A 22,615-nucleotide genomic window follows, 5' to 3' on the forward strand; every position below is an offset into this window, starting at 1 on the left:
CTACGTCGAGGGCAGCTCCTTCAGCTGGATGTTGCGGAAGGACACCTGGTCGTCGGCTCCGTGGTTCTGGAGACCGATGTAGCCGTCCTTGAGGCTGCGGACCGGGTCGGTGTTGGTGAAGTCGTTGATCTTCACCCCGTTGAGGAAGATCTGGAGCCGCTCGCCCTGGACCTTGATCTCGTAGCTGTTCCACTGGCCGGGCGGCCGGAGGACCTGGTCACGGGCCTTGATGTTGGCCGACTTGAAGGTGTAGACGGCTCCGGTGGTGCGGTCCGCCGCGTCGGTGGCGTCGATCTGGACCTCGTAGCCGTTGTTCACCGCGGACCAGGGGTCGTCCGAAGCCGGGAAGCCGACGAAGACACCGGAGTTGTCGTCGCCCGCCATCTTCCAGTCGAGCTTCAGGGAGTAGGACTTCAGCTCCTTGGCCTGGTAGGTCAGGAGGCCCATGCCGCCCTCGGAGCGCAGCTCACCGTCGGCCACGGAGAACTTCCCGGGGCCGGCCTGCTTCCATCCTTCGAGCGTCTTGCCGTTGAAGATCGGCCGGTAGCCGGTGTCCGGCTTGCAGTCGGCCTTGACCTGGCCCGCGGAGTAGCGCAGACCGCCCAGCAGGTGCTGGCGGAAGGCGGGTTCGGCGTAGGACTCCTTGGTGTGGCCGAGGCCGGTGTAGAAGGAGCGGCCGCCCTGGTACGCCTGGCACCAGGCGATCGGGTGGTCCCCCTTCATCGTGCCGCCGGTGTAGGTGGTCTCGTCCAGCGTGGCGAGGACCTGGGCCTTGTCCCGGGGGTTGGTGCGGTAGTTGTACCACTCGTCGGTACGGTCCCAGGCCTCGTCCAGGTGGGCGGTCGCCGGGTGGTCGTGGTTCTCCACGCGGACGGTCGCCGGCTGGATCTGGGGGTGCGAGTCGAAGTAGGCGCCCACGAGTCCGCCGTAGAACTCCCAGTCGTACTCCGTGTCGGCCGCGGCGTGGACGCCCATGTAACCGCCGCCGGTGGCCACGAAGTTCTCGAAGGCCTTCTGCTGGTCGGCGTTGAGGATGTCACCGGTCGTCGAGAGGAAGACAACGGCGTCGTAGCGCGCCAGGTTGCTGGTCGTGAACTGGCCCGCCTCCTCGGTGGAGTCGACCGTGATGTTGGTGTCCTTGCCGAGCTCCTTCAGCGCGGCGACGCCCTCGGGGATCGAGTCGTGGCGGAAGCCGCCGGTCTTGGAGAAGACGAGGACGCGCTTGGCGGTCCGGTCCACCGGGCTGTTCGAGAGCTCGAAGTCGTCCACGTCGTACAGCGCTCCCGCTCCGCCCTTGAACACGAGGAAGAGTTCCGTGGCCTTCTTCGGCGCGCCGCGCAGCGGCACGTCGACGTCCTGGAACGAGTCCCAGCTGCCCGTCACCGGGATGGGCGCCGAGCCGAGGATCTTGCCGGTGGGCGAGCCCGTCCGCACTTCGAGGAAGCCTCCCGCGCCGGCCGAGGACGTACGGGCGGTCAGCTTGGTGGTGCCGTCCAGGATGTACGGCTCGAAGGAGATCCAGTCGTCGTTGTCGATGTCGCCGACGGTGCGGCCGCCGTTGGCACTCGTCTTGCTCGGCGTGGTGACACCGGAGGAGTTGTCGAAGTGCTCGGCCTGGCGGTGGCGAGGCTGGAGCTTCGCCCCGTCACGGCCGGTCAGCGCGGCCTGTCCGCCGCCACCGCCGTCGGTGTAGGACGCCGAGATCCCGCCGTAGATGTTGGCGTTCGGGTCGTGGCCGCCCTCCATGGCGGTCTTGATGGTGCCCTCGCAGCCGTGCTCGGTGGTGATGTCGTGGCCGTGGCTGTCATGGCCCAGGGTGAACTTGACCTCGACCTTGGAGCAGTCGATCGTGCCGTCCTCGGGGTCCTTGACGGTCACCTTGAAGGGCACCTCGTCACCGAACTCGAACGGCTGCCCGTCGGCCGGAGCCTCCAGCACGACCGTGGGCGCCGTGTTGCCCACGGTCACGTGCACGCTCGCCGAACCGGTGCGGCCCGTCGGGTCCTTCGCCGTCACGGTGGCGGTGTACGTGCCGTTCTTCTTGTACGTGTACGTGGGGTTGGCGGCCGTCGAGGTGCCGCCGTCACCGAAGTCCCAGGCGTACGTGAGGGCGTCACCGTCCCCGTCGGTGGTTCCGGCGGAGGAGAACTTCACCTTGAGCGGTGCGACACCGGAGGTCTTGTCCGAGGAGGCCTCGGCGATGGGTGAACGGCCGCCGGTGGCGTTCTCGATGCGGTAGAGCGCCGAGTGCTCGTCGCCGCCGAACCAGGAGAGGCCGTAGTCGAGGACGTACAGCGCGCCGTCGGGGCCGAAGGCCATGTCCATGATCTGCGTCCCGGTCCACGGGACGTCGTTGATGGAATGGACGGCGCCGTCGGCGTCCTGCTCGATGCGCTTGATCCACTGCCGGCCGAACTCTCCGGCGAAGAAGTCGCCGTCGTACTCCTCGGGGAACTTCACCGGCGAGTCGAGGTCCGCGTCGTAGTGGTAGACGGGCCCGCCCATGGGGGACTCGGAGCCGGTGCCGAACTCGGGCACGGAGGCGCCGTCGTACGGGATCCAGGCAGCCTGCGCGGGCGGCAGGTCGACCAGCCCGGTGTTGTGGCGCGACTCGTTCTTCGGCGCGGCGCAGTCGAAGCGGGCGCCGGAGGTACCCGTGGCGAAGTCGTAGTCGTTGAAGGCATCGTTGTCACCGGTGCAGAAGGGCCAGCCGAAGTTGGCCGGCTTCGTCACCCGGGCGAACTCGACCTGGCCGGCCGGTCCGCGGTTCGGGTCGGCGGCGCCCGCGTCGGGGCCGTAGTCACCGACGTAGAGGATGCCGGTGGCCCGGTCGACGCTGAAGCGGAACGGGTTGCGGAAGCCCATCGCGTAGATCTCGGGGCGCGTCTTCTCCGTCCCTGATGCGAAGAGGTTGCCCTCGGGCACGGTGTACGAGCCGTCGTCGCCGACCTTGATGCGGAGGATCTTGCCTCGGAGGTCGTTGGTGTTGCCGGCGGTGCGGCGGGCGTCGAACGCGGGGTTGCGGTCGGCCCGGTCGTCCAGCGGGGAGAAGCCGTCGGACGCGAACGGGTTGGAGTCGTCGCCCGTCGAGAGGTAGAGGTTGCCCTGCGCGTCGAAGTCGATGTCGCCGCCCACGTGGCAGCACATGCCGCGGGTGGTCGGGATGTCGAGGACCTTCTTCTCGCTGGCGTTGTCGAGCGTGCCGTCCTCGTTGAGCACGAAGCGCGAGAGCCGGTTCACGCCCTCGAACTTCGCGAAGTCGGCGGCGGTGCCGTTCTCCGGGGCGTCGCCGGCCGGGGTGTCCAGCGGGGGCGCGTAGTAGAGGTAGATCGCCCGGTTCTCCGCGAAGTCCGGGTCGATGCCTACGCCCTGGAGGCCTTCCTCGTCGTGCGAGTAGACGGGGATGGTGCCGGAGACGCGTGTGTTGCCCGCGCTGTCCGTGATCCGCAGTTCGCCGCTGCGCGAGGTGTGCAGCACGCTGCGGTCGGGGAGCACGGCCAGCGAGATGGGTTCGCCGGTCTCGGCGGCGCCCTTGGCGAGCGTGACCTGCTGGAAGTCCTCGGCAGCGTCCTGCGCGGCCGCGGACCGCGGGGCGTCGGCGGTGGCGGCGGGCGAGGAGCCCAGGGTGAGGGTTGCGGCGGCGAGCAGTCCGCCGGTCAGGAGAGCCAGTGATTTTCGGGCGCGGAGCCGTCTGCTGCTTCGGTGCACGTGCGTCCTCCGGGTGTGCCGGTTGTTCGGGCGGGTGCGTTCTGCCGTTTCGCGCGGGGACTGCCGCGCTCGTCACCGGGACTGCTGAGCCCCCGGTGACGCGAGTCATGTCGTGTACACGGAATGGACGGTAGCTGTGTTCGTCCGGTACGGAAAGCCCTTGCACAGCAGCTGGGTCGAACTTTTCCCTGCGGGAGGACAAAGCAGTTTCAGGGCATGCCGAACCGCCCCCTGGCATGTCCCTCCGACCGTCGGCAGGCCTGCCCGCTGCGGAGTCGGGCCTGCCCGGAGGCCGGGCGCGGGGGTACGGGGGCGGAGCCCGGGCGGGCCCGGGCTCCGCCCCGCTGATCGTCCTGCTATTCGCCCCCGCCGAACGCCGCGTCGAAGGACGCGCTCGGCGGGTCGAAGTCGAAGCGCTTCAGCGAGGCGAGCGCTTCGGGTGCCCCCGTCAGCCGGTCCATGCCCGCGTCCTCCCACTCCACGGACACCGGCCCCTCGTAGCCGATGGACCTCAGCATCCGGAAGACGTCCTCCCAGGGCACGTCACCGTGGCCCGCCGAGACGAAGTCCCAGCCGCGGCGCGGGTCGCCCCACGGCAGATGGGAGCCGAGGCGCCCGTTGCGGCCGTCGAGGCGCTTGCGGGCCTCCTTGCAGTCCACGTGGTAGATCCGGTCCCGGAAGTCGTACAGGAAGCCGACCGGGTCGAGGTCCTGCCACACGAAGTGGCTCGGGTCGAAGTTCAGCCCGAACGCGGGCCGGTGGTCGACGGCCTCCAGGGCGCGGTGCGTCGTCCAGTAGTCGTAGGCGATCTCGCTCGGGTGCACCTCGTGGGCGAAGCGCACGCCTTCGGCGTCGAAGACGTCCAGGATCGGGTTCCAGCGCTCCGCGAAGTCCTCGTAACCGCGCTCGATCATGTGCGGCGGGACCGGCGGGAACATCGCGACCAGGTGCCAGATCGACGACCCGGTGAAGCCGATGACCGTGTCGACCCCGAAGGCGGCCGCCGCCCGCGCGGTGTTCCCGATCTCCTCGGCAGCCCGCCGGCGTACACCCTCGGGCTCCCCGTCGCCCCAGATGCGGGCGGGCAGGATGCCCTGGTGGCGCTCGTCGATGGGGCTGTCGCAGACGGCCTGTCCGACCAGGTGGTTCGAGACCGCCCAGCACTTGAGGCCGTACTTGTCGAGCAGCTGCCGCCGCCCGTCGAGATAGCCGGGATCAGCGAGGGCCTTGTCGACCTCGAAATGATCTCCCCAGCAGGCGAGTTCGAGGCCGTCGTAGCCGAAGTCCCGGGCGAGCCGGCAGACCTCCTCCAGTGGCAGGTCGGCCCACTGGCCGGTGAACAGGGTGAAGGGACGGGGCATGCGCACGACCTCCTAGAAGGCGACCGGGGTGTGTACGGAGTTCTTGGCGGCGCTCTCCTCGACGGCGGCGAGCACCCTCTGCACCTGGAGCCCGTCGGCGAACGACGGCACGGGGGCACGCCCCTCGGCGATCGTGCACACCACGTCACGGGCCTGGTGCACGAAGGTGTGCTCGTAGCCGAGGCCGTGGCCCGGCGGCCACCACGCCTCCAGGTACGGGTGCTGGGGCTCGGTGACGAGGATCCGCCGGAACCCGGCGCTGGTGGCGGGCTCGGTGTGGTCGTGGAAGGAGAGCTCGTTGAGCCGTTCCAGGTCGAAGGCGATGGAGCCCAGCTCCCCGTTGATCTCCAGGCGCAGGGCGTTCTTGCGTCCGGCCGCCATCCTGGTCGCCTCGAAGGAGGCGAGGGCTCCCGACGCCAACCGTCCGGTGAACAGTGCGGCGTCGTCGACAGTGACCGCCCCCCGCGCGGCACTGTCCGCGGCGCCCGAGAGCCCGGCGGCGGCCCCGGCGAGCACGGGCCTCTCCCTCACGAAGGTCTCGCTCACCGCCGACACCCCGACCAGGGGTTCCCCGGCGAGGTACTGGGCGAGGTCCACGATGTGCGCCCCGAGGTCCCCCAGTGCGCCGGAGCCGGCCCGCTCCCGCTGCAGTCGCCAGGTCAGCGGCGACAGCGGGTCGACGAGCCAGTCCTGGAGGTAGGTGGCCCGTACGTGCCGCAGGTTTCCCAGCCTGCCCTCCTCGATCATCGCGCGGGCGTAGGTGAGCGCCGGCACCTTGCGGTAGTTGAAGCCCACGATCGCCACCTGGCCGCGGGCGGCGGCGCGCTCCGCGGCCTCGACCATGGCTTCCGCCTCGGCGACCGTGTTGGCGAGCGGCTTCTCGCACAGCACGTGCTTGCCCGCCTCCAGCGCGGCGATCGCGATCTCCGCATGGCTGTCGCCCGGGGTGCAGATGTCCACCAGCTGCACGTCGTCCCGGGCGATCAGGGCGCGCCAGTCGGTCTCCGCCGCCGCCCACCCGTGCCGGGCGGCGGCGGCCTCGACGGCCGGACGGTCGCGTCCGCAGATCGCGGCGAGAGCGGGTCTCACCGGCAGGTCGAAGACATGTCCCGCGGTGCGCCACCCCTGTGAGTGGGCGGCGCCCATGAACGCGTATCCGACCATGCCGACGCCGAGTGTCGCCGTCGGCGGCGGCGCCCCGGTCTCCTGCTCCGACTCTTCCCTACGGGCCATGCGGACTTCCTCCTCGTCGGTGGTTCGGTGGCGGCGGCGGTGCGGGATCAGCTGAAGCCCGTCGGCAGGTACTGGTCGATGTTCTCCTTCGTGACCACGGCCGAGTACAGCGTCAGCGAGGTCGGGATCTCCATCTCGGAGAGGCCTCCGACGCCCTTGTTCTGGCCGAGGGCGCGCGCCAGGTCGATGGCGGAGGCCGCCATGGTGGGCGGGTAGAGCACGGTGGCCTTCAGGACGCTGTTGTCGGCCTTGATGGCGTCCATGGCGGACTTGGCACCCGCGCCGCCGACCATGATGAACTCGTCGCGGCCGGCCTGCTGGATGGCCCGCAGTGCGCCCACGCCCTGGTCGTCGTCGTGGTTCCAGAGGGCGTCGAACTGCTTCTGGGCCTGGAGGAGCTGGGCCATCTTGGCCTGGCCCGACTCCACGGTGAAGTCGGCGGCCTGACGGGCCACCAGCTTGACGTTGGAGTAGTTCTTGAGGGCGTCGGCGAAGCCCTGGCTGCGCTGCTTGGTGAGTTCCAGGTTGTCGAGGCCCGCGAGCTCGACGACCTTGGCGTTCGCCTTGTCCTTGAGCTGCTCGCCGATGTAGTGCCCGGCGTTGAGGCCCATGCCGTAGTTGTCCCCGCCGATCCAGCAGCGGTAGGCCTGCGGTGAGGCGAAGACGCGGTCCAGGTTGACGACGGGGATGCCGGCCTTCATGGCTTCCAGGCCGACCTGGGTGAGCGCCTTGCCGTCGGCGGGGAGGATGACGAGGACGTCGACCTTCTTGTTGATGAGGGTCTTGACCTGGCCGATCTGGGCAGCGGTGTCGTTGGATCCCTCGGTGATCTCCAGGGTCACCTCCGAGTACTTCTCCGCCCGCGACTTGGCGTTGACGTTGATGGCGTTGAGCCATCCGTGGTCGGCCTGCGGCCCTGCGAAGCCGATGGTGACGGGGGCGCCCGGCTTGTCGTCCGCGGCGGGCTGGTTGCTCGGTGCGGCCGCCGCCTCCTTGGGATCGTTGCTGGTGCAGGCGGTGAGGAAGGCTCCCGCGGAGACGGCCGCGGTGCCGAAGAGCAGTCCTCTGCGGCTGGTTTCTGGCATGGCTGTCGAACCCTTCATCCGGTGTGTGCGTACGGAACAGCGGGTGGGTGATCAGTGCTCTGAAACGGGAGTGGTGCTCAGGTCCCGCCGCCCCGCAGCGTGCGGCGCTGGACGAGGACGGCGGCGACGATGATGGCGCCCTTGGCGATCTGCTGGACATCGCTCTGAAGGTTGTTCAGCGCGAAGATGTTGGTGATCGTGGTGAAGATCAGGACCCCGAGCACGGAGCCGACGATGGTGCCGCGGCCGCCGCTGAGGAGGGTGCCTCCGATGATCGCGGCGGCGATGGCGTCGAGCTCGTAGAGGTTGCCGTTGGTGTTCTGGCCCGATCCGGACAGGATGACGAGCATGAACGCCGCGATGCCGCAGCAGAGGCCGGAGAGCAGGTAGAGGTAGAGGCGCTGGCGGCGTACGTCGATCCCCGCGAGCCTCGCGGCTTCCGCGTTGCCGCCGACGGCGACCGTACGGCGCCCGAAGGTCGTCCGGTTCAGGATGAGCCAGCCGGCCACGGTCACCGCGGCGAAGACGAGGACCAGCGGCGGGATGCCCAGGACGTAGCTGTCGGGCAGGCCGAGGTCCAGGACGGACTGGACGGTGACGATCTGGGTCTTGCCGTCGGTGAGCTGGAGGGCCAGTCCGCGTGCCGAGGCGAGCATGGCCAGCGTCGCGATGAACGGGACCATGCCGCCGTAGGCGATCAGCAGCCCGTTGACGAGACCGGCGGCCAGGCCGACGACGACGGCGGTGAACAGGATGCCCGCGAAGCCGTACTCCTGGGTGGCGAGGGTCGTCGCCCAGACGGACGCGAGGGCGACCATCGCCCCGACCGACAGGTCGATGCCTCCGCTGATGATGACGAAGGTGACGCCGACGGTGACGACCCCGATGACGGAGGACTGCGTCAGGATCAGCTGGAGGTTCCCGGTGTCCAGGAACGCGTCCGGTTCGGTGAAGCCGCCGACGGCTATGAGGACGGCGAGGACACCGAGCAGCGACAGGTTCCGGACATCGGCGCGCAGGCCGAGCGCGCGCAGGCCACCGCTTCGTTTCGAGGGCGGCGCGGTCGCGGGGCCGGTCACGGCCCCCTTCTCCGGCCCGTGGTGCTGCGCCGACGGTGCGGGCTGTGTCATGACGTCGGGCTCCCTTCCATGACGAGGTCGAGGACACGGTGCTCGTCGAGCTCCCTGGCATCGGCCGTGTGCACGACACGGCCCTCCCGGAGCACCAGCACCCGGTCGGCGAGGCCCAGCACTTCGGGCACTTCGCTGGATACGAGCAGAACGGCGAGGCCTTCGTCGGCCAGCCGGCGGATCACGGCGTAGAGCTCGGCGCGGGCGCCGACGTCCACACCGCGGGTCGGTTCGTCGAGCAGCAGGACCCGGCAGCCGCGCAGCAGCCAGCGGGCCAGGACCGCCTTCTGCTGGTTGCCGCCGGAGAGGGTGCGGACGGCTGCGTCGGGGTTGTCGGGGCGCAGGGAGAGTTCGCGGGTGGCGGTCCTGGCGGCCTCGCGCTCGGCGCCCCGGTCGAGCCAGCCGGCCCGGGCGAAGCGGGACAGCGAGGAGACCGAGACGTTGCGGGTGACCGACTCCGTCAGCAGCAGGGCCTGCGCCTTGCGTTCCTCGGGGGCCAGGCCGATCCCCGCGGTCACCGCGGCCCGGACGCTGCCGGGCCGCAGCGGTGTGCCGTCGACGAGGACGCGGCCGGCGGTCGGCTTCCTCGCGCCGTAGACGGTCTCCAGGATCTCGGAGCGTCCGGATCCCACGAGGCCGGCGAGGCCGACGATCTCTCCGGGCCGCAGCTCCAGGTCGACCGGCTCGAACTCGCCCTTGCGGGACAGCCCTTCGACCGTCAGCACCGGATCGGCCGCGGCCCGGCTGCCGGGGGCGGGCCGCTCGGGGAAGACGTACTCGACGTTGCGGCCGGTCATCATGGCAACGATGTCGCGCGTGGGCGTGGACTTGGCCGGGAGGCCGACCGCGACGGCCCGGCCGTCCTTGAGCACGGTCACCCGGTCACCGATGCGGCGAATCTCCTCCAGCCGGTGGGAGATGTAGACGACCGCCACTCCGTCGGCGGTGAGCCCGTCGACGATGCGGAAGAGGTTGTCGACCTCGTCGGGGTCCAGCGCCGCTGACGGCTCGTCCATCACGATGAGCCGTACGTCGTGGGAGAGGGCCCGCGCCATGGAGACGATCTGCTGGTGGGCTGCGGAGAGGTCGCCCACCAATCGGGCCGGATCGACCTCCGGGTGCCCGAGGCGCTTCAGGAGTGCGGCGGCCAGGGTGCGGGCCTCGCGGGTCCGGACGACGAACCCCGCGCTGGTGGGTTCGTGCCCCAGGAAGACGTTCTCTGCGACCGACAGGCCCTCGACCAGGTCGAGTTCCTGGTAGATGGTGGCGATGCCCAGCCGCATCGCGGTGATCGGCGAGGACAGCTGGACGGGCTCGCCCCGCCAGGTGATGGCGCCGTCGTCGGGCTGGTGGGCCCCGGCCAGCACCTTGATGAGCGTGGACTTGCCTGCGCCGTTCTGGCCGAGGAGGCAGTGGACTTCACCGGCCTGCACCTCCAGGTCCACGCCGTCGAGGGCGCGCACACCGGGGAACGATTTGGTGATGCCGGACATGGTGAGCAGGGGTGGTTCTGGTGCCATGACGAATCCCCTCGGCGAACGAGGTCTCCCCTGCTCGGGCGAAGCCGAGCTGCTCGGGGAAGGCCGGTGAGCGGGCAGGGCGCAGTGCCGGCGGTGCCGTACTGCTGACGGGACTGCTGGGTGGTACTGCTGTGCTCGTGCTGTGCGGTTCTGCGGGCGGAGCTCGGAACGGGCTGCTTACGGAGGTGGCGGCGGAGCGTATGCCGAACGGCGCACCGGCCCTGGCATCAGGCCGGTGAGAACAGGTGGTCGCTGATGAGCCTGGCCGCGCCCGTGACTCCGGCGACGGGCCCCAGCTCACCGAGGACGATGGGGAGGTTGCCCGTGGCCAGCGGCAGGGACTGCCGGTAGACCTGGGTACGGACGCTGGCGAGCAAATTGTGGCCGAGCCCGGTCACTCCGCCGCCGATCACGACGAGGCCCGGGTTGAAGAAGCTGACGAGTCCGGCGATGACCTGGCCGACCCGGTTGCCGCCTTCGCGGATCAGGTCCAGCGCCGTGGGATCACCGGCCGCGGCGGCCGCGGCCACATCGACGGCCGACAGCCTTCCGGCCGCGTCCAGCCGGGCCGCCAGCTCGGGCGACCTGCCGGCACGGGCCGCGTCCTCGGCATCACGGGCGAGGGCGGCACCGCTGAAGTGGGCCTCCAGGCAGCCCCGGTTGCCACAGGCACAGGCGCGCCCGTCGGGTTCCACCTGGATGTGGCCGATGTCTCCGGCGCTGCCCGTCGTACCGCGGTAGACCTCGCCGCCCACGACGATGCCGCAGCCGATACCCGTACCGATCTTGACGCAGAGGAAGTCGCCCACGGAACGGGCGACGCCCGCGTGCTGTTCCCCCAGCGCCATCAGGTTCACGTCGTTGTCGACCATGACGGGGCAGCCCAGTTCCTGGCTGAGCGCCTCGCGGACCGGGAAACCGTCCCACCCGGGCATGATCGGCGGCGCGACCGGTACGCCTTCGGGGAAGCGGACGGGCCCCGGTACGCCGATGCCCGCGCCGTCGAACCCTTCGGCGAGCCCCGAGGCCCGGAGCTTGGCCGCCATCGCCAGCACCTGCTCGAAGACGGCGACGGGTCCGTCCCGTACGTCCATCGGCTGGTTCAGGTGGCCGAGGACCTCCAACTCGGCGTTGGTGACGGCCACATCGACGGACGTGGCGCCGATGTCGACTCCGAGGAAGCGGAGCCCGGGGGCGAGCCGGATGTTGTGGGAACGGCGTCCGCCGCGGGATGCGGCGAGTCCGTCGGCCACGACCAGTCCGGTCTCCAGGAGCCGGTCGACCTCGACGGCGAGCTTGGAGCGCGAGAGGTCGACCTGATCCCCCAGCTGTGCGCGGGAGTTGGGCCCTCCGTCACGCAACAGCCGGAGAAGCCGCGCCTGATGCGTGTTCGCCGGTCGTGCCGTCATGCGTCTCACGCGTCCCTCCCCCGCCATTCGGCCAGTCCGTCGTGCTTTCGAGGGGAACGTAGCAGCGGTTTACCGGAGTGGGAAGAAGTTGCGCATGAATCCGCTCCAACTTTCTCCACACTCAGGACAAAGGTGCGGCGGAAGACACGCAGGAAGGCCGGGGCGATCAGCCCCGGCCTTCCTGCGGACGCTCACGGCCGTCCCGACGATCAGCCCTGGTCGCGCCGGTGGTACGTCTGGCGCGTGTGCTCGGTGTGGGCCCGCATGATCTCGGTCGCCCGCTGCTCGTCCCGGGAGGCGATCGCCGCGATCAGCTCCCGGTGCTCGATCCAGGACTGGGTGCCGCGCTGCCGGGCCACCGGCGTGTAGTACCAGCGGACGCGGCGGCCCACCTGCCCGGCGAGCTCCGACAGGACGACGTTGCCCGCCAGCTCCATGACCTTGGCGTGGAACGCCGCGTTCGTCGCGACGGCGAGATCGACGTCATCGGCGGCGACGGCCCGCTCCCCCTGCGAGCACAGCTCCTCCAGCGCCTCGATACCCGGCCGGCCGGAGTGCGCGGCGGCCAGCCGGGCGGCCTCGGCCTCCAGCAGGGTGCGCACCGAGAGCAGCTGGTCCGCCTCGTCCTCGGTGGGTTCGTGGACGAACGCGCCCTGCGCGGGGCGGAGATCGACCCAGCCCTCCGTGTTCAGCCGCTGGAGCGCCTCGCGCACCGGCTGGCGCGACACCCCCAGATGCCCGGCCAGTTCGCTCTCGACCAGATGCTGGCCAGGCCTGAGGGCGCGCGTGGTGATCAGCTCGAGCAACGCCTCGTACACACGCTCACGCAGAGGCCCGGGCCTCTCCAGCTTCGGCACCGTTCCTTGCGGCAGTCCTGCGGACAACATCGCGGTCCCCCTCCGGGCGCCCGGCAATTGCTTATCGTCTACAGTCTACCGAGCGCAATGCCGCAACGGGGGCCCAGAGGCTGTCGGGTGACCTCAGGGGCAGCGGATCACCTGACCCGCGTACGAAAGATTCCCGCCGAAGCCGAAGAGCAGGGCGGGGGCACCGCTCTCGACCTCGCCCCGCTCCACCAGCTTGGACAGCGCCATCGGGATCGACGCGGCGGACGTGTTGCCGGAGTCCACCACATCCCGGGCGATGACCGCGTTGACCGCGCCGATCTTCCTGGCGACGGGCTCGATGATCCGCAGGTTGGCCTGGTGCAGCACCACGGCGGCGAGGTCCTCGGGCGTGACGCCGGCCCGCTCGCAGACCTTGCGGGCGATCGGCGGCAGCTGGGTGGTGGCCCAGCGGTAGACCGACTGCCCCTCCTGCGCGAAGCGCGGAGGCGTGCCCTCGATCCGTACGGCGTTGCCCATCTCGGGCACCGAGCCCCAGAGGACGGGGCCGATTCCGGGCCGGTCGCCGCCGCCCGGATCCGCGGCGACGACGGCGGCACCCGCCCCGTCGCCCATCAGGACACAGGTGGACCGGTCGGTCCAGTCGACGATGTCGCCCATCTTGTCGGCACCGATGACGAGGGCGCGGGTGGCGGCCCCGGCCCGGATCGCGTGGTCGGCGGTCGCCAGGGCGTGGGTGAACCCGGAGCAGACGACGTTGATGTCCATCACGGCCGGCGAGCCCATGCCCAGGCGCGCGGCGACGCGGGCGGACATGCTCGGCGAGCGGTCGATGGCCGTGGAGGTGGCGACGAGAACCATGTCGATGTCCGAGGCCTGCAGCCCGGCCGACGCCAGCGCCTTCGCCGCGGCGTGCGCGGCCAGCTCGTCCACGGGCTCGTCCGGGCCGCCCACGTGACGGGTCCTGATGCCGACCCGGCTGGTGATCCACTCGTCGCTGGTGTCGACCATGGCCGCCAGGTCGTCGTTGGTGAGGACCTTGGCAGGCTGGTAGTGGCCGAGCGCCACGACACGTGAGCCGGTCATGTACGGGTTCCCCTCGCTACGTTTGGCAGGAACTATCCAGTCTTGGTTGCTACCGATCGGTACAGGGGCACGTAACCCCACAGGAATCCGGGCCCGAGGTTGGAGCGTCTCGAACAGCTCCCCGGGAACTTTCACGGACACCCCGCCGCCACACCGGAACGGCGAGGGCACCAGGCACCCGTTGTCGCGAGCATCGATCCCTCACGAAGGGATACTGTAGACAGTATCCTGTCGGCTGGACGCCGGTCGGGCGTCGGGCCTGTCGACCATGTGCTCCTCGGCCCCCATGCCGACTCGCACCCGGTGTCGACCCGCCGGCCCGTCCACTGATGCGCGAGGACACCACCGTGACGGCGGCGCAGCACGGCATCCCCTGGTGGCACTTCCATGGGCCGGTCGACCCTTTCGGCGGGGACGTGGGACGAGCCCGCGCAGACGCGGACCACCACCGTCTGCGCCTACTGCGGCGTGGGCTGCAACACGACCCTCCACGTCCAGGAGAAGGAGATCGTCGAGGTCACCTCGCCGCACGACAACCCGGTGACCCATGGCAACCTCTGTATCAAGGGCCGTTTCGGCTTCCAGCACGTACAGAATCGGGATTGAGGGCCATGGGACGGGTCACCGAGCGTCGCCGCACCATCCGCATCCGGGACGGAGCGGTCACGACCCGCCCCGACACCCTCGTCGCCGAGGAGCCCCTGGAGATCCGGCTGAACGGCAGGCCGCTCGCCATCACGATGCGGACCCCGGGTGACGACTTCGCGCTCGCGGCCGGCTTCCTGGTCAGCGAGGGCGTGATCGGTGAGGGCTCCGAGGTGCAGTCGATCGTGTACTGCGCCGGGGCGACCGCCGACGGCGTGAACACGTACAACGTGGTGGACGTGAAGCTCGCCCCCGGCGTGGTGGTCCCCGACATCACGTTGGAGCGCAACGTCTACACCACCTCGTCCTGCGGGCTGTGCGGGAAGGCGAGTCTCGACGCCGTCCGCACCACGACCCGTCACCCCGTCGCCGACACTCCCCCGGTCCGGGTGACGCCCGCCCTGCTCTCCGCCCTCCCCGACCGGCTGCGCGAGGCGCAGCGGGTGTTCGACCGGACCGGGGGTCTGCACGCCGCGGCACTTTTCTCGCCGGAGGGCGAGCTGCTCGACATCCGGGAGGACGTCGGCCGCCACAACGCCGTCGACAAGCTCGTGGGGCGTGCCCTCACGGACGAGCGCCTGCCGCTCTCGCAGTCGATCCTGCTGGTGTCGGGGCGTGCCTCCTTCGAGCTGGCGCAGAAGGCGGTGATGGCAGGCATCCCGATGCTCGCGGCGGTCTCGGCACCGTCGTCGCTGGCCGTGGACCTCGCCGCCGAGAGCGGACTGACCCTCGTCGGCTTCCTGCGGGGGCAGTCCATGAACGTGTACGCGGGTGACCACCGCATCGCCCTGGAGGCGACGGTGGGCCGGGGCTGAACCGGCCCGCGCGGGGCAGGGGCCCGGCCGGCGGGGAGCGCCCCTGCGCCGGCCGGGCCCTCTCCTGCGCGACGCCCCGCGGAGGTGGCGGCTTCACCTGCCGTCCCGGGAGGCTGCGGGGCGGCGGCCTACGCGGTCAGCCGCTCACGTGCGCGGTGATCGGTGTCCACCGGTTCGACGCAGCTGTCGGACCGGTTGATCTCGGCCCACACCGCGTCCAGGGAGAGGCCGAGGACATCGGCGATCGCCGCGATGGTCGGGAAGGCGGGAGTCGCCACGCGGCCCGACTCGATCTTCCTGAGTGTCTCCGGTGAGACGTGCGCGTCGAGCGCGATCTCGAGCATCGAGCGTCCTCCCCGGGCACGTCGGAGGAGGGAACCGAGGCGCCGGCCGCGTGCGACCTCTGCGGGAGTGAGCGGCAGTCTGACCATGGATCCGATTCTAGTACCGGTATAGTTTGACCGGTATAGTTTTTGGTTCCACGAGGAAAGTGACACATGATCGAGATCCTGAACCCCGCCCTGCTGGCCCGGGCGGAAGACACGGGCGCCCTGGTCGCGGACATCCTGCAGACCCTGAAGGGCCGCAGCGCGGTCGGCACGAACCTCCTGGACATCGACCGGTGGACCAAGACCATGATCGCCGAGGCGGGAGCGCAGTCCTGCTACGTCGACTACGCACCGTCCTTCGGCCGCGGTCCCTTCGGCCACTACATCTGCACGGCCGTCAACGACGCCGTGCTGCACGGGCGCCCCCACGACTACACGCTCGCCGACGGCGATCTGCTCACGCTCGACCTCGCCGTCTCCATGCGAGGAGTCGCCGCGGACGCCGCCATCAGCTTCGTCGTCGGCAGCGCGCAGCCCCGGGAGAGCGTCGCGATGATCAGGGCGACCGAACGCGCGCTGGCCGCAGGGATCGACGCCGCCAGGCCCGGAGCCCGTATCGGCGACATCTCCCACGCCATCGGCACGGTCCTCGGCCAGGCCGGCTACAAGATCAACACCGAGTTCGGAGGGCACGGCATCGGGTCGACGATGCACCAGGACCCGCACGTCCCGAACACCGGGCGGCCCGGCCGCGGATACACGCTGCGCCCGGGGCTGCTGCTGGCCCTGGAGCCGTGGGTCATGGCGGACACCGCCCAACTCGTCACCGACGCCGACGGGTGGACGCTCCGAAGCGCGACGGGCTGCCGGACGGCACACACCGAGCACACGATCGCCATCACCGAGGACGGAGCCCGGATCCTCACACTGCCGAAGCCGGCGCAGCCGTAGGACAGGCTCCCGCGCGCCTTCCGGCCACGGGGCGCGCACGTACGGGGTCGAAGCGACCGGCACCGCTCACGCTCCGGCACCTCGGCCCTGGTGCCTCAGCTCACGGGGACGGGCTGCTCCGGCACCGCCCCGCTGTCCGGGAGCGGGTCGCGCGAGCGGCGCTTGGCGATCACCGCGCAGACCATCAGCTGCATCTGGTGGAAGAGCATCAGCGGCAGCACCGCGAGACTGGCGTGCGCACCGAACAGCACACTGGCCATGGGAAGTCCGGCCGCCAGACTCTTCTTCGACCCGGCGAACTGGATGGCGATCCGGTCCTCCCGCCCGAAGCCCAGACGCTTCGCCCCGTACCAGCTCAGCGTGAGCATGAGCGCCAGCAGCACGGCCTCCGCGCCGAGCAGGCCGCCGAGCCGGAGCGGGGTGACCTGGTGCCAGATCCCGGCGACCATGCCCTCGCTGAAGGCCGTGTAGACCACGAGGAGGATCGAGCCGCGGTCGACGTAGCCCAGCACCTTGCGGTGGCGGCCTATGAAGCCGCCGACCCAGCGGCGCAGCAGCTGCCCCGCGAGGAAGGGCACCAGCAGCTGCAGGACGATCTTCACCAGGGCGTCGGTGGAGAACCCTCCCGCGCTGCCGCCGAGCAGTACGGCGGCGAGCAGCGGGGTGAGCACGATCCCGGCGATGCTGGAGAACGAGCCGGCGCAGATCGCGGCCGGCACGTTGCCCCGGGCCATCGAGGTGAAGGCGATCGACGACTGGATGGTCGACGGGACCAGGCACAGGAAGAGGAATCCGTCCTGGAGCTGCGGGCTCAGCACGTGGGGCACCAGGCCGTGGCCGGCCAGCCCGAGCAGCGGGAAGACCAGGAAGGTGCAGGCCAGGACGGTGAGGTGGAGCCGCCAGTGCTTCAGCCCGTCGAGCGCCTCGGCGGTCGAGAGGCGCGCTCCGTACAGGAAGAAGAGCAGGGCCACCGCTCCGGTCGACGCCCCGCCCGCCACATCGGCGCCGGTCCCCGACACGGGGAGGAGCGCCGCGAGGACCACCGTGCCGACGAGCGCCAGGATGTACGGGTCGACCGGCAGCCAGGACGGCAGCGCGGGGATACGACGGCTGGTGCGGCGGCTCATGTGCTCCGTGCTCTCTCGGTGGGTTCGTGGCCTCCCCATCGTGCGCCTGATCACCGCGATCGGGAATCCGGTATACCGAACTGACTGTCATCACGATTCGCGATAGCCTCGCGCCATGTACGACCCCGTCCAGCTCCGCACCTTCCTGGCCGTCGCCCAGACCCTGAGCTTCACCCAGGCGGCACGCAGGCTCGGCATCCGGCAGTCCACGGTCAGCCAGCACGTCCGCAGACTGGAGTCCGAGGCCGGTCGGCAGCTGTTCAGCCGGGACACGCACCGGGTCGATCTCACCGAGGACGGCGAGGCCATGCTGGGCTTCGCCCGGACGATCCTGCAGGCCAACGAACGGGCGGCGGCGTTCTTCACGGGCACCCGGCTGCGCGGGCGGCTGCGCTTCGGAGCGTCCGAGGACTTCGTCCTGACGCGGCTGCCGGAGATCCTGGAGTCCTTCCGTCGCGAGCATCCCGAGGTCGAGCTGGAGCTGACGGTGGAGCTGTCCGGAGCGCTGCACCGGCAGCTCGCGGCCGGCCGGCTCGATCTGGTGCTGGCCAAGCGCCGCACCGGGGACACCCACGGCGAGCTGGTCTGGCAGGACACACTTGCCTGGATCGGCGCCCCGCAACTGCGGATCGACCCCGAGCGCCCGGTCCCGCTGATCGCGTTCCCGCCTCCGGGCATCACCAGGGCGCGCGCCCTGGAGGTGCTGGAGGAGCACGGCAGGGCCTGGCGCTTCGCGTGTACGAGCGCGAGCCTCAGCGCTCTGGTCGCGGCGGCGCGCGCGGGCCTCGGAGTGATGGCGCACACGCGGGGGCTCATCCCGCCGGGTCTCGTGCCGGTGCCCGCCCGGGCCGGTCTGCCGGAGCTGGGAGATGTGGATTTCGTGCTGCTGCACGGGCGCCGCAGGGACACGGCCCAGGAGGCGGCGGACGCTCTCGCGGCGGCGATCCTGGCGGGCGGCGACCGTCTCCACCGCGGTCCGGTCATCCCCGCGCACCCGGAACCGGCGTAAGCGCCGCGTACAGATTCGGTGGAGATTCCCGCCCCAGCCACTTACCCGGCGGTCAGAAGTACGCCCGAGCCTTGCCCATCTGGCCCGATTTCTACGGTTGGCCTGGCCAGATGCCACGTTTTCCGGAGACTTCGGACCCTCCCGCAGCTCCGCGCGGTGAGGTAGCGTCGCGGCGCCGTGCGGAGCCACAAGGAGCAGGTCATTGCGTGAGTTCACCGTCCCACCCATGGCCGCTGCCCCTCAAGTCGGCGGTCTTGCCGACACCGTCTTCGATTTCGCGGAGGAGGAACCCCACCGGACGGCCCTCGGCCGCAAGGACGCGGAGGGACGGTGGCACGACGTGTCCGCCGCCGCGTTCCGCGACGAGGTCATGGCACTCGCCAAGGGCCTGATCGCCCAGGGCATCCGGTTCGGCGACCGGGTCGCCCTGATGTCCCGTACGCGCTACGAGTGGACCCTGTTCGACTTCGCCCTCTGGACGGTGGGCGCCCAGTCCGTGCCGATCTATCCGACGTCGTCGGCCGAGCAGGTCCTGTGGATGCTGCACGACGCCGAGGTCGCGGCCGTCATGGTCGAGCACGAGGACCACGCCATGACGATCGGTTCCGTGATCGACCGGCTGCCGAACCTGCACCGGCTCTGGCAGCTGGACGCGGACGCCGTGGGGGAGCTGACCGAGGCCGGGGCGCTGATCGACGACGAGGTCGTCCACCGGCACCGCCGGGCGGTGACCCCCGATTCGGTGGCGACCTTGATCTACACCTCCGGCACGACGGGGCGCCCCAAGGGCTGTGTCATCACCCACGCCAACTTCATGTTCGAGGCCGACACCATGGTCGCCCGCTGGCACCCGGTGTTCCTCTCCAAGCCGGGCGAGGAGACGGCGACGCTGCTCTTCCTGCCGCTCGCGCACGTCTTCGGACGCATGGTGGAGATCGCCGCGCTGCGTGGCCGCGTGAAGCTGGGGCACCAGCCGGAGCTGTCCGCGAAGGCGCTGATGCCGGACCTGGTGTCCTTCCGGCCCACCTTCATCCTGGCGGTGCCGTACATCTTCGAGAAGGTCTTCAACGGCGCTCGGCGCAAGGCGGAGTCGGAGGGCCGGGCCGGGGCCTTCGACAAGGCCGTCGAGGTCGCGGTGAAGTACGCCGAGGCCATGGAGGACCGTGCCTTCGGCACCGGCCCCGGACCCTCCGCCGGGCTGCGCATGCAGCACCAGTTCTTCGACAAGGTCGTCTACCGCAAGGTCCGCGAGGCGATGGGCGGCCGGGTGCGGCACGCCATGTCGGGCGGCTCCGGCATGGACCGGCAGCTCGGGCTGTTCTTCGCGGGCGCGGGAGTCACGGTCTACGAGGGCTACGGACTCACCGAGACGACGGCTGCGGCAACGGCCAATCCGCCCGAGCGGACCCGCTACGGCACGGTCGGCCAGCCGATCCCGGGATCCTCGGTGCACATCGCCCGGGACGGCGAGATCTGGGTGCACGGCGCCAACGTGTTCTCCGGGTACCTGGGCGACCCCAAGGCGACGGACTCCGTACTGCACGACGGATGGCTGGCCACCGGCGACCTCGGCGCACTCGACGAGGACGGCTACCTGACCATCACCGGACGCAAGAAGGAGATCCTCGTGACCTCCGGGGGCAAGAGTGTGGCCCCGAGCGGGCTGGAGGAGCGGGTGCGCGCGCATCCACTGGTCGCGCAGTGCATCGTCGTCGGGAACGACCGGCCCTACATCGCGGCCCTGGTCACCGTGGACCACGAGTCGGTGGAGCACTGGCTCGCCATGCAGGGCCGCACGCCCATGAGCGCCACGGACCTGGTACGCGACTCCGAGCTGGAGATGGAGGTGCGCCGGGCGGTGGTGGCCGCGAACACGGCGGTGTCCCAGGCGGAGTCCATCCGCACGTTCCGCATCCTGGCGCACCAGTTCACCGAGGAACACGGTCTGCTGACCCCGTCGCTCAAGCTGAAGCGGAAGGCGATCGAGACGGCGTACGCGGCCGAGGTCGACGCGCTCTACCGGTGAACACGCCCCGCCCGGCCTGATGGCCCGTCAAGCACGCCTCCGCCTCGTTCACCGGATCGTGGAAGCCGGGAATGCTCGAGCCGTCCCGATCGTTGCCCGGGGGAAGAATCAACCCACAACGTAAGGATCGACTGCTCGTGAGCCAGGTCCCCACCATCACCCTCAACAACGGCCTCGAGATGCCGCAGCTCGGCTTCGGCGTCTGGCAGGTGCCGGACGACGAGGCCACGGCGGCCGTGACCACGGCCCTGGAGGCCGGGTACCGGAGCATCGACACCGCCGCGATCTACGGGAACGAGGCGGGCACCGGAAAGGCCATCGCCGCCGCCGGTGTGGCCCGTGAGGAACTGTTCGTCACCACCAAGCTGTGGAACAGTGAACAGGGATACGACTCGACGCTGCGCGCCTTCGACGCGTCACTGGACAAGCTGGGTCTGGAGTACGTCGACCTCTACCTCATCCACTGGCCGGTACCGGCCAAGGACGCCTACGTCGACACGTACAAGGCCTTCGAGCGGATCCTCGCCGACGGCCGTGCGAAGACCATCGGCGTGTCCAACTTCCACCCGGAGCACCTGGAGCGTCTGCTGGGCGAGACCTCCGTCGTCCCGGCGGTCAACCAGATCGAGCTGCACCCGCAGCTCCAGCAGGCCGCGTCCCGGGCCTTCCACGCGAAGCACGGCATCGTCACCGAGGCGTGGTCGCCGCTGGGCTCGGGCAAGGGCCTCCTCGACGTCCCGACGGTGGCCGCCGTCGCGCACAAGCACGGCCGGACCCCGGCCCAGGCCGTGCTCCGCTGGCATCTGCAGACCGGTCACGTGGTGATCCCCAAGTCCGTGACGCCGTCGCGGATCGCGGAGAACATCGACGTCTTCGGCTTCGAGCTGGACGCCGACGACCTGGCCGCGTTCGCCGCACTCGACGAGGGCAAGCGCCTCGGCTCGGACCCTGCCGAATTCAACCTCGGAGCCTGACCCGTCCGGCTCCACCGTGTGCCCCCGCCGCGTACAGCGGCGGGGGCACACGGGCGTGACGGCGCGGTCAGCTCCGCCGTGGGTCCTGTCCGGCCGAGCCCTCTCCGCCCGGTCTGCGGAAGGCCAGCAGCCGGTACGCCGGGTCGGGGCGGGGGTCCTCGGGGTCGGGCAGTGCGGCGAGTTCCTCCGCGAGCCGGGCGGCGGCCGCCCCGGGCAGGGACAGTCGCGACGCGTAGTCCCCGCGCAGCACCGCACGGGCGGTGCGCAGCGGCGAGCGGCCCTGCCCGTGACCCGCGAACCCTGCTTCACCGGCCGGTTCCAGGCCGAAGCGACCGGCGTATCCCGTGACGAGGCCGGCGGCGTCGGCGGGCCGCGTGCTCAGACAGGGGGCCAGCACCGCGTCGATGTCGCTGCCCACGTCGTGCCCCGCGTCCTTGTCGACGGTAGCGACGAACACCCCGCCGGGACGCAGCACCCGGGCCGCCTCCGCCACCACCTCCCGGACCGCGCCGTCCCCGCGCAGCAGGTGCAGCAGCCAGACCGCGCTGACCGCGTCGACCGCACCGGCTGCCAGGGGCAGTCTCCGTGCGTCGGCCAGGGCGACCGCTCCGATCCGCTGCCGGGCCAGCCGCGCCATGGCGTACGAGGCGTCGGCGCCGAGCACTCGGAGCCCCGGACGGCCTAAGGCGATCCGCTCGGTGACCAGCCCGGTCCCGCAGCCGATGTCCAGCAGGGTCCGCGCGGACGGAGGCACCAGCGTGAGGACCGCGCCGGCGGCGGCCTCGGCGCGGGGTGTCCCTCCGCGGGTGGAGTCGTACCGAGTGGCTTGCTCGTCGTAGTCCAGCACCCTGCAAGCCTAGAGCGCGCGCCCACGCACGGGGGGGTGGTGTAGCCGACAACGGGCCCGCATGAAAGCGGAGTTGCGTCATCCGCCCACCGTACGGGCCGTGCCGGCACCGGACGCCTGCGGCTACTTCGCCCCGTGCCCGGCGGCGACCGCCTCGACGCGAGCCGCCAGTGCCAGGTCCTTCCGCGTCACGGCGCCACCCGCGTCGTGGGTGTGCACGGCGAGGGCCACCGTGTTGTAGCCCAGCGTCAGGTCCGAGTGGTGGTTGAGCTCCTCCTGGATCTGGGCGACGTGGACGGTCAGCCCCGTCGCGGCGAAGTGGGAGGGCAGCCGGTAGGTGCGGGTGATCCGGTCCCCCTCGAGCTGCCAGCCGGGCAGTTCGCGCAGCCCTGCCTCGATGTCGTGCGCGGAGAGCGGTTCGGTGGGCATACGGCGACTCCTGGGCGTATCGGGTGCGGCCAACAGTGCTTCCGACGTTACGGTCCGGGGCCGTCGGCTGTCGCGCCTGACACAGG

General features: G+C 70.7%; 18 protein-coding genes and 1 pseudogene. 6 read left to right on the forward strand and 13 right to left on the reverse strand.

What is annotated here, in order from left to right:
• From ACFUNE_RS20710 to ACFUNE_RS20750, 9 genes are all read right to left on the reverse strand, one after another.
• Complete coding sequence (locus tag ACFUNE_RS20710; protein WP_383569773.1) at positions 1 to 3,708, reverse strand: ThuA domain-containing protein; 3,708 nt, start codon at positions 3,706 to 3,708, stop codon at positions 1 to 3.
• A gap of 356 nt (positions 3,709 to 4,064) precedes the next feature.
• The gene (locus ACFUNE_RS20715; protein ID WP_383569776.1) at positions 4,065 to 5,069 is read right to left on the reverse strand and encodes a sugar phosphate isomerase/epimerase family protein; all 1,005 of its coding nucleotides are present in this window, start codon (positions 5,067 to 5,069) and stop codon (positions 4,065 to 4,067) included.
• Positions 5,070 to 5,081: 12 nt separating this feature from the next.
• Positions 5,082 to 6,302, reverse strand: a complete 1,221-nt coding sequence (locus tag ACFUNE_RS20720; protein WP_383569779.1) for a Gfo/Idh/MocA family protein — start codon at positions 6,300 to 6,302, stop codon at positions 5,082 to 5,084.
• A 47-nt stretch (positions 6,303 to 6,349) separates the two neighbouring features.
• The gene (locus ACFUNE_RS20725; protein ID WP_383569782.1) at positions 6,350 to 7,387 is read right to left on the reverse strand and encodes a substrate-binding domain-containing protein; all 1,038 of its coding nucleotides are present in this window, start codon (positions 7,385 to 7,387) and stop codon (positions 6,350 to 6,352) included.
• Between the two features lie 77 nt (positions 7,388 to 7,464).
• Complete coding sequence (locus ACFUNE_RS20730; protein ID WP_383569784.1) at positions 7,465 to 8,517, reverse strand: ABC transporter permease; 1,053 nt, start codon at positions 8,515 to 8,517, stop codon at positions 7,465 to 7,467.
• Positions 8,514 to 10,037: a sugar ABC transporter ATP-binding protein gene (locus ACFUNE_RS20735; protein WP_383569787.1), complete on the reverse strand. Its 1,524-nt coding sequence runs from the start codon at positions 10,035 to 10,037 to the stop codon at positions 8,514 to 8,516. The genes ACFUNE_RS20730 and ACFUNE_RS20735 overlap by 4 nt, the downstream gene beginning before the upstream one ends.
• 227 nt (positions 10,038 to 10,264) lie before the next feature.
• A complete protein-coding gene (locus ACFUNE_RS20740) occupies positions 10,265 to 11,446 on the reverse strand; it encodes an ROK family protein (RefSeq protein WP_383569790.1) in 1,182 nt (393 codons plus the stop codon).
• 209 nt (positions 11,447 to 11,655) lie between these two features.
• Complete coding sequence (locus ACFUNE_RS20745; RefSeq protein WP_383569793.1) at positions 11,656 to 12,333, reverse strand: GntR family transcriptional regulator; 678 nt, start codon at positions 12,331 to 12,333, stop codon at positions 11,656 to 11,658.
• Between the two features lie 93 nt (positions 12,334 to 12,426).
• A complete protein-coding gene (locus ACFUNE_RS20750) occupies positions 12,427 to 13,377 on the reverse strand; it encodes a beta-ketoacyl-ACP synthase III (protein WP_383569796.1) in 951 nt (316 codons plus the stop codon).
• Positions 13,378 to 13,782: 405 nt separating this feature from the next.
• Here ACFUNE_RS20750 and ACFUNE_RS20755 point away from each other — a divergent pair.
• Together ACFUNE_RS20755 and fdhD are read left to right on the forward strand one after the other, a co-directional pair.
• Positions 13,783 to 13,983 (forward strand): annotated as a pseudogene (locus tag ACFUNE_RS20755) (Fe-S-binding domain-containing protein); the annotation flags it as partial.
• A 5-nt stretch (positions 13,984 to 13,988) separates the two neighbouring features.
• Complete coding sequence (gene fdhD / locus ACFUNE_RS20760) at positions 13,989 to 14,837, forward strand: formate dehydrogenase accessory sulfurtransferase FdhD (protein WP_383569799.1); 849 nt, start codon at positions 13,989 to 13,991, stop codon at positions 14,835 to 14,837.
• 128 nt (positions 14,838 to 14,965) lie between these two features.
• On the opposite strand, the gene ACFUNE_RS20765 is transcribed toward fdhD, so the two are convergent.
• A complete protein-coding gene (locus ACFUNE_RS20765; RefSeq protein ID WP_383569802.1) occupies positions 14,966 to 15,268 on the reverse strand; it encodes a helix-turn-helix domain-containing protein in 303 nt (100 codons plus the stop codon).
• Positions 15,269 to 15,334: 66 nt separating this feature from the next.
• Between ACFUNE_RS20765 and map the strand changes: the two genes are divergently transcribed.
• Complete coding sequence (gene map / locus ACFUNE_RS20770) at positions 15,335 to 16,117, forward strand: type I methionyl aminopeptidase (protein WP_383569805.1); 783 nt, start codon at positions 15,335 to 15,337, stop codon at positions 16,115 to 16,117.
• Between the two features lie 95 nt (positions 16,118 to 16,212).
• Here the strand turns inward: map and ACFUNE_RS20775 are convergent, their stop codons facing one another.
• Complete coding sequence (locus tag ACFUNE_RS20775; RefSeq protein ID WP_383569808.1) at positions 16,213 to 17,244, reverse strand: bile acid:sodium symporter family protein; 1,032 nt, start codon at positions 17,242 to 17,244, stop codon at positions 16,213 to 16,215.
• A 115-nt stretch (positions 17,245 to 17,359) separates the two neighbouring features.
• Between ACFUNE_RS20775 and ACFUNE_RS20780 the strand changes: the two genes are divergently transcribed.
• The 3 genes from ACFUNE_RS20780 to ACFUNE_RS20790 all read left to right on the forward strand — a co-directional run bounded on the left by ACFUNE_RS20780 (position 17,360) and on the right by ACFUNE_RS20790 (position 21,253).
• A complete protein-coding gene (locus tag ACFUNE_RS20780; protein ID WP_383569811.1) occupies positions 17,360 to 18,253 on the forward strand; it encodes a LysR substrate-binding domain-containing protein in 894 nt (297 codons plus the stop codon).
• A gap of 226 nt (positions 18,254 to 18,479) precedes the next feature.
• Positions 18,480 to 20,279, forward strand: a complete 1,800-nt coding sequence (locus ACFUNE_RS20785) for an AMP-dependent synthetase/ligase (RefSeq protein ID WP_383569814.1) — start codon at positions 18,480 to 18,482, stop codon at positions 20,277 to 20,279.
• A gap of 137 nt (positions 20,280 to 20,416) precedes the next feature.
• The gene (locus ACFUNE_RS20790) at positions 20,417 to 21,253 is read left to right on the forward strand and encodes an aldo/keto reductase (protein WP_383569817.1); all 837 of its coding nucleotides are present in this window, start codon (positions 20,417 to 20,419) and stop codon (positions 21,251 to 21,253) included.
• Between the two features lie 67 nt (positions 21,254 to 21,320).
• On the opposite strand, the gene ACFUNE_RS20795 is transcribed toward ACFUNE_RS20790, so the two are convergent.
• Together ACFUNE_RS20795 and ACFUNE_RS20800 are read right to left on the reverse strand one after the other, a co-directional pair.
• Positions 21,321 to 22,100, reverse strand: a complete 780-nt coding sequence (locus ACFUNE_RS20795) for a class I SAM-dependent DNA methyltransferase (RefSeq protein WP_383569820.1) — start codon at positions 22,098 to 22,100, stop codon at positions 21,321 to 21,323.
• A 123-nt stretch (positions 22,101 to 22,223) separates the two neighbouring features.
• On the reverse strand, positions 22,224 to 22,529 hold the full coding sequence (locus ACFUNE_RS20800; RefSeq protein ID WP_383569823.1) for a 4a-hydroxytetrahydrobiopterin dehydratase: 306 nt from the start codon (positions 22,527 to 22,529) through the stop codon (positions 22,224 to 22,226).
• Positions 22,530 to 22,615: the final 86 nt, after the last annotated feature.

Origin of the sequence: Streptomyces sp. NPDC057287 (genome assembly GCF_042667905.1) — a bacterium.
GTDB lineage: Bacteria > Actinomycetota > Actinomycetes > Streptomycetales > Streptomycetaceae > Streptomyces.

What these genes read in the sequence shown, in the direction of transcription:
- ACFUNE_RS20715 (WP_383569776.1), bottom strand. Translation starts at nt 5,069, where the DNA reads ATGCCCCGTCCCTTCACCCTGTTCACCGGCCAGTGGGCCGACCTGCCA.
- ACFUNE_RS20720 (WP_383569779.1), bottom strand. Translation starts at nt 6,302, where the DNA reads ATGGCCCGTAGGGAAGAGTCGGAGCAGGAGACCGGGGCGCCGCCGCCG.
- ACFUNE_RS20725 (WP_383569782.1), bottom strand. Translation starts at nt 7,387, where the DNA reads ATGCCAGAAACCAGCCGCAGAGGACTGCTCTTCGGCACCGCGGCCGTC.
- ACFUNE_RS20730 (WP_383569784.1), bottom strand. Translation starts at nt 8,517, where the DNA reads ATGACACAGCCCGCACCGTCGGCGCAGCACCACGGGCCGGAGAAGGGG.
- ACFUNE_RS20735 (WP_383569787.1), bottom strand. Translation starts at nt 10,037, where the DNA reads ATGGCACCAGAACCACCCCTGCTCACCATGTCCGGCATCACCAAATCG.
- ACFUNE_RS20740 (WP_383569790.1), bottom strand. Translation starts at nt 11,446, where the DNA reads ATGACGGCACGACCGGCGAACACGCATCAGGCGCGGCTTCTCCGGCTG.
- ACFUNE_RS20745 (WP_383569793.1), bottom strand. Translation starts at nt 12,333, where the DNA reads ATGTTGTCCGCAGGACTGCCGCAAGGAACGGTGCCGAAGCTGGAGAGG.
- ACFUNE_RS20750 (WP_383569796.1), bottom strand. Translation starts at nt 13,377, where the DNA reads ATGACCGGCTCACGTGTCGTGGCGCTCGGCCACTACCAGCCTGCCAAG.
- fdhD (WP_383569799.1), top strand. Translation starts at nt 13,989, where the DNA reads ATGGGACGGGTCACCGAGCGTCGCCGCACCATCCGCATCCGGGACGGA.
- ACFUNE_RS20765 (WP_383569802.1), bottom strand. Translation starts at nt 15,268, where the DNA reads ATGGTCAGACTGCCGCTCACTCCCGCAGAGGTCGCACGCGGCCGGCGC.
- map (WP_383569805.1), top strand. Translation starts at nt 15,335, where the DNA reads ATGATCGAGATCCTGAACCCCGCCCTGCTGGCCCGGGCGGAAGACACG.
- ACFUNE_RS20775 (WP_383569808.1), bottom strand. Translation starts at nt 17,244, where the DNA reads ATGAGCCGCCGCACCAGCCGTCGTATCCCCGCGCTGCCGTCCTGGCTG.
- ACFUNE_RS20780 (WP_383569811.1), top strand. Translation starts at nt 17,360, where the DNA reads ATGTACGACCCCGTCCAGCTCCGCACCTTCCTGGCCGTCGCCCAGACC.
- ACFUNE_RS20785 (WP_383569814.1), top strand. Translation starts at nt 18,480, where the DNA reads ATGGCCGCTGCCCCTCAAGTCGGCGGTCTTGCCGACACCGTCTTCGAT.
- ACFUNE_RS20800 (WP_383569823.1), bottom strand. Translation starts at nt 22,529, where the DNA reads ATGCCCACCGAACCGCTCTCCGCGCACGACATCGAGGCAGGGCTGCGC.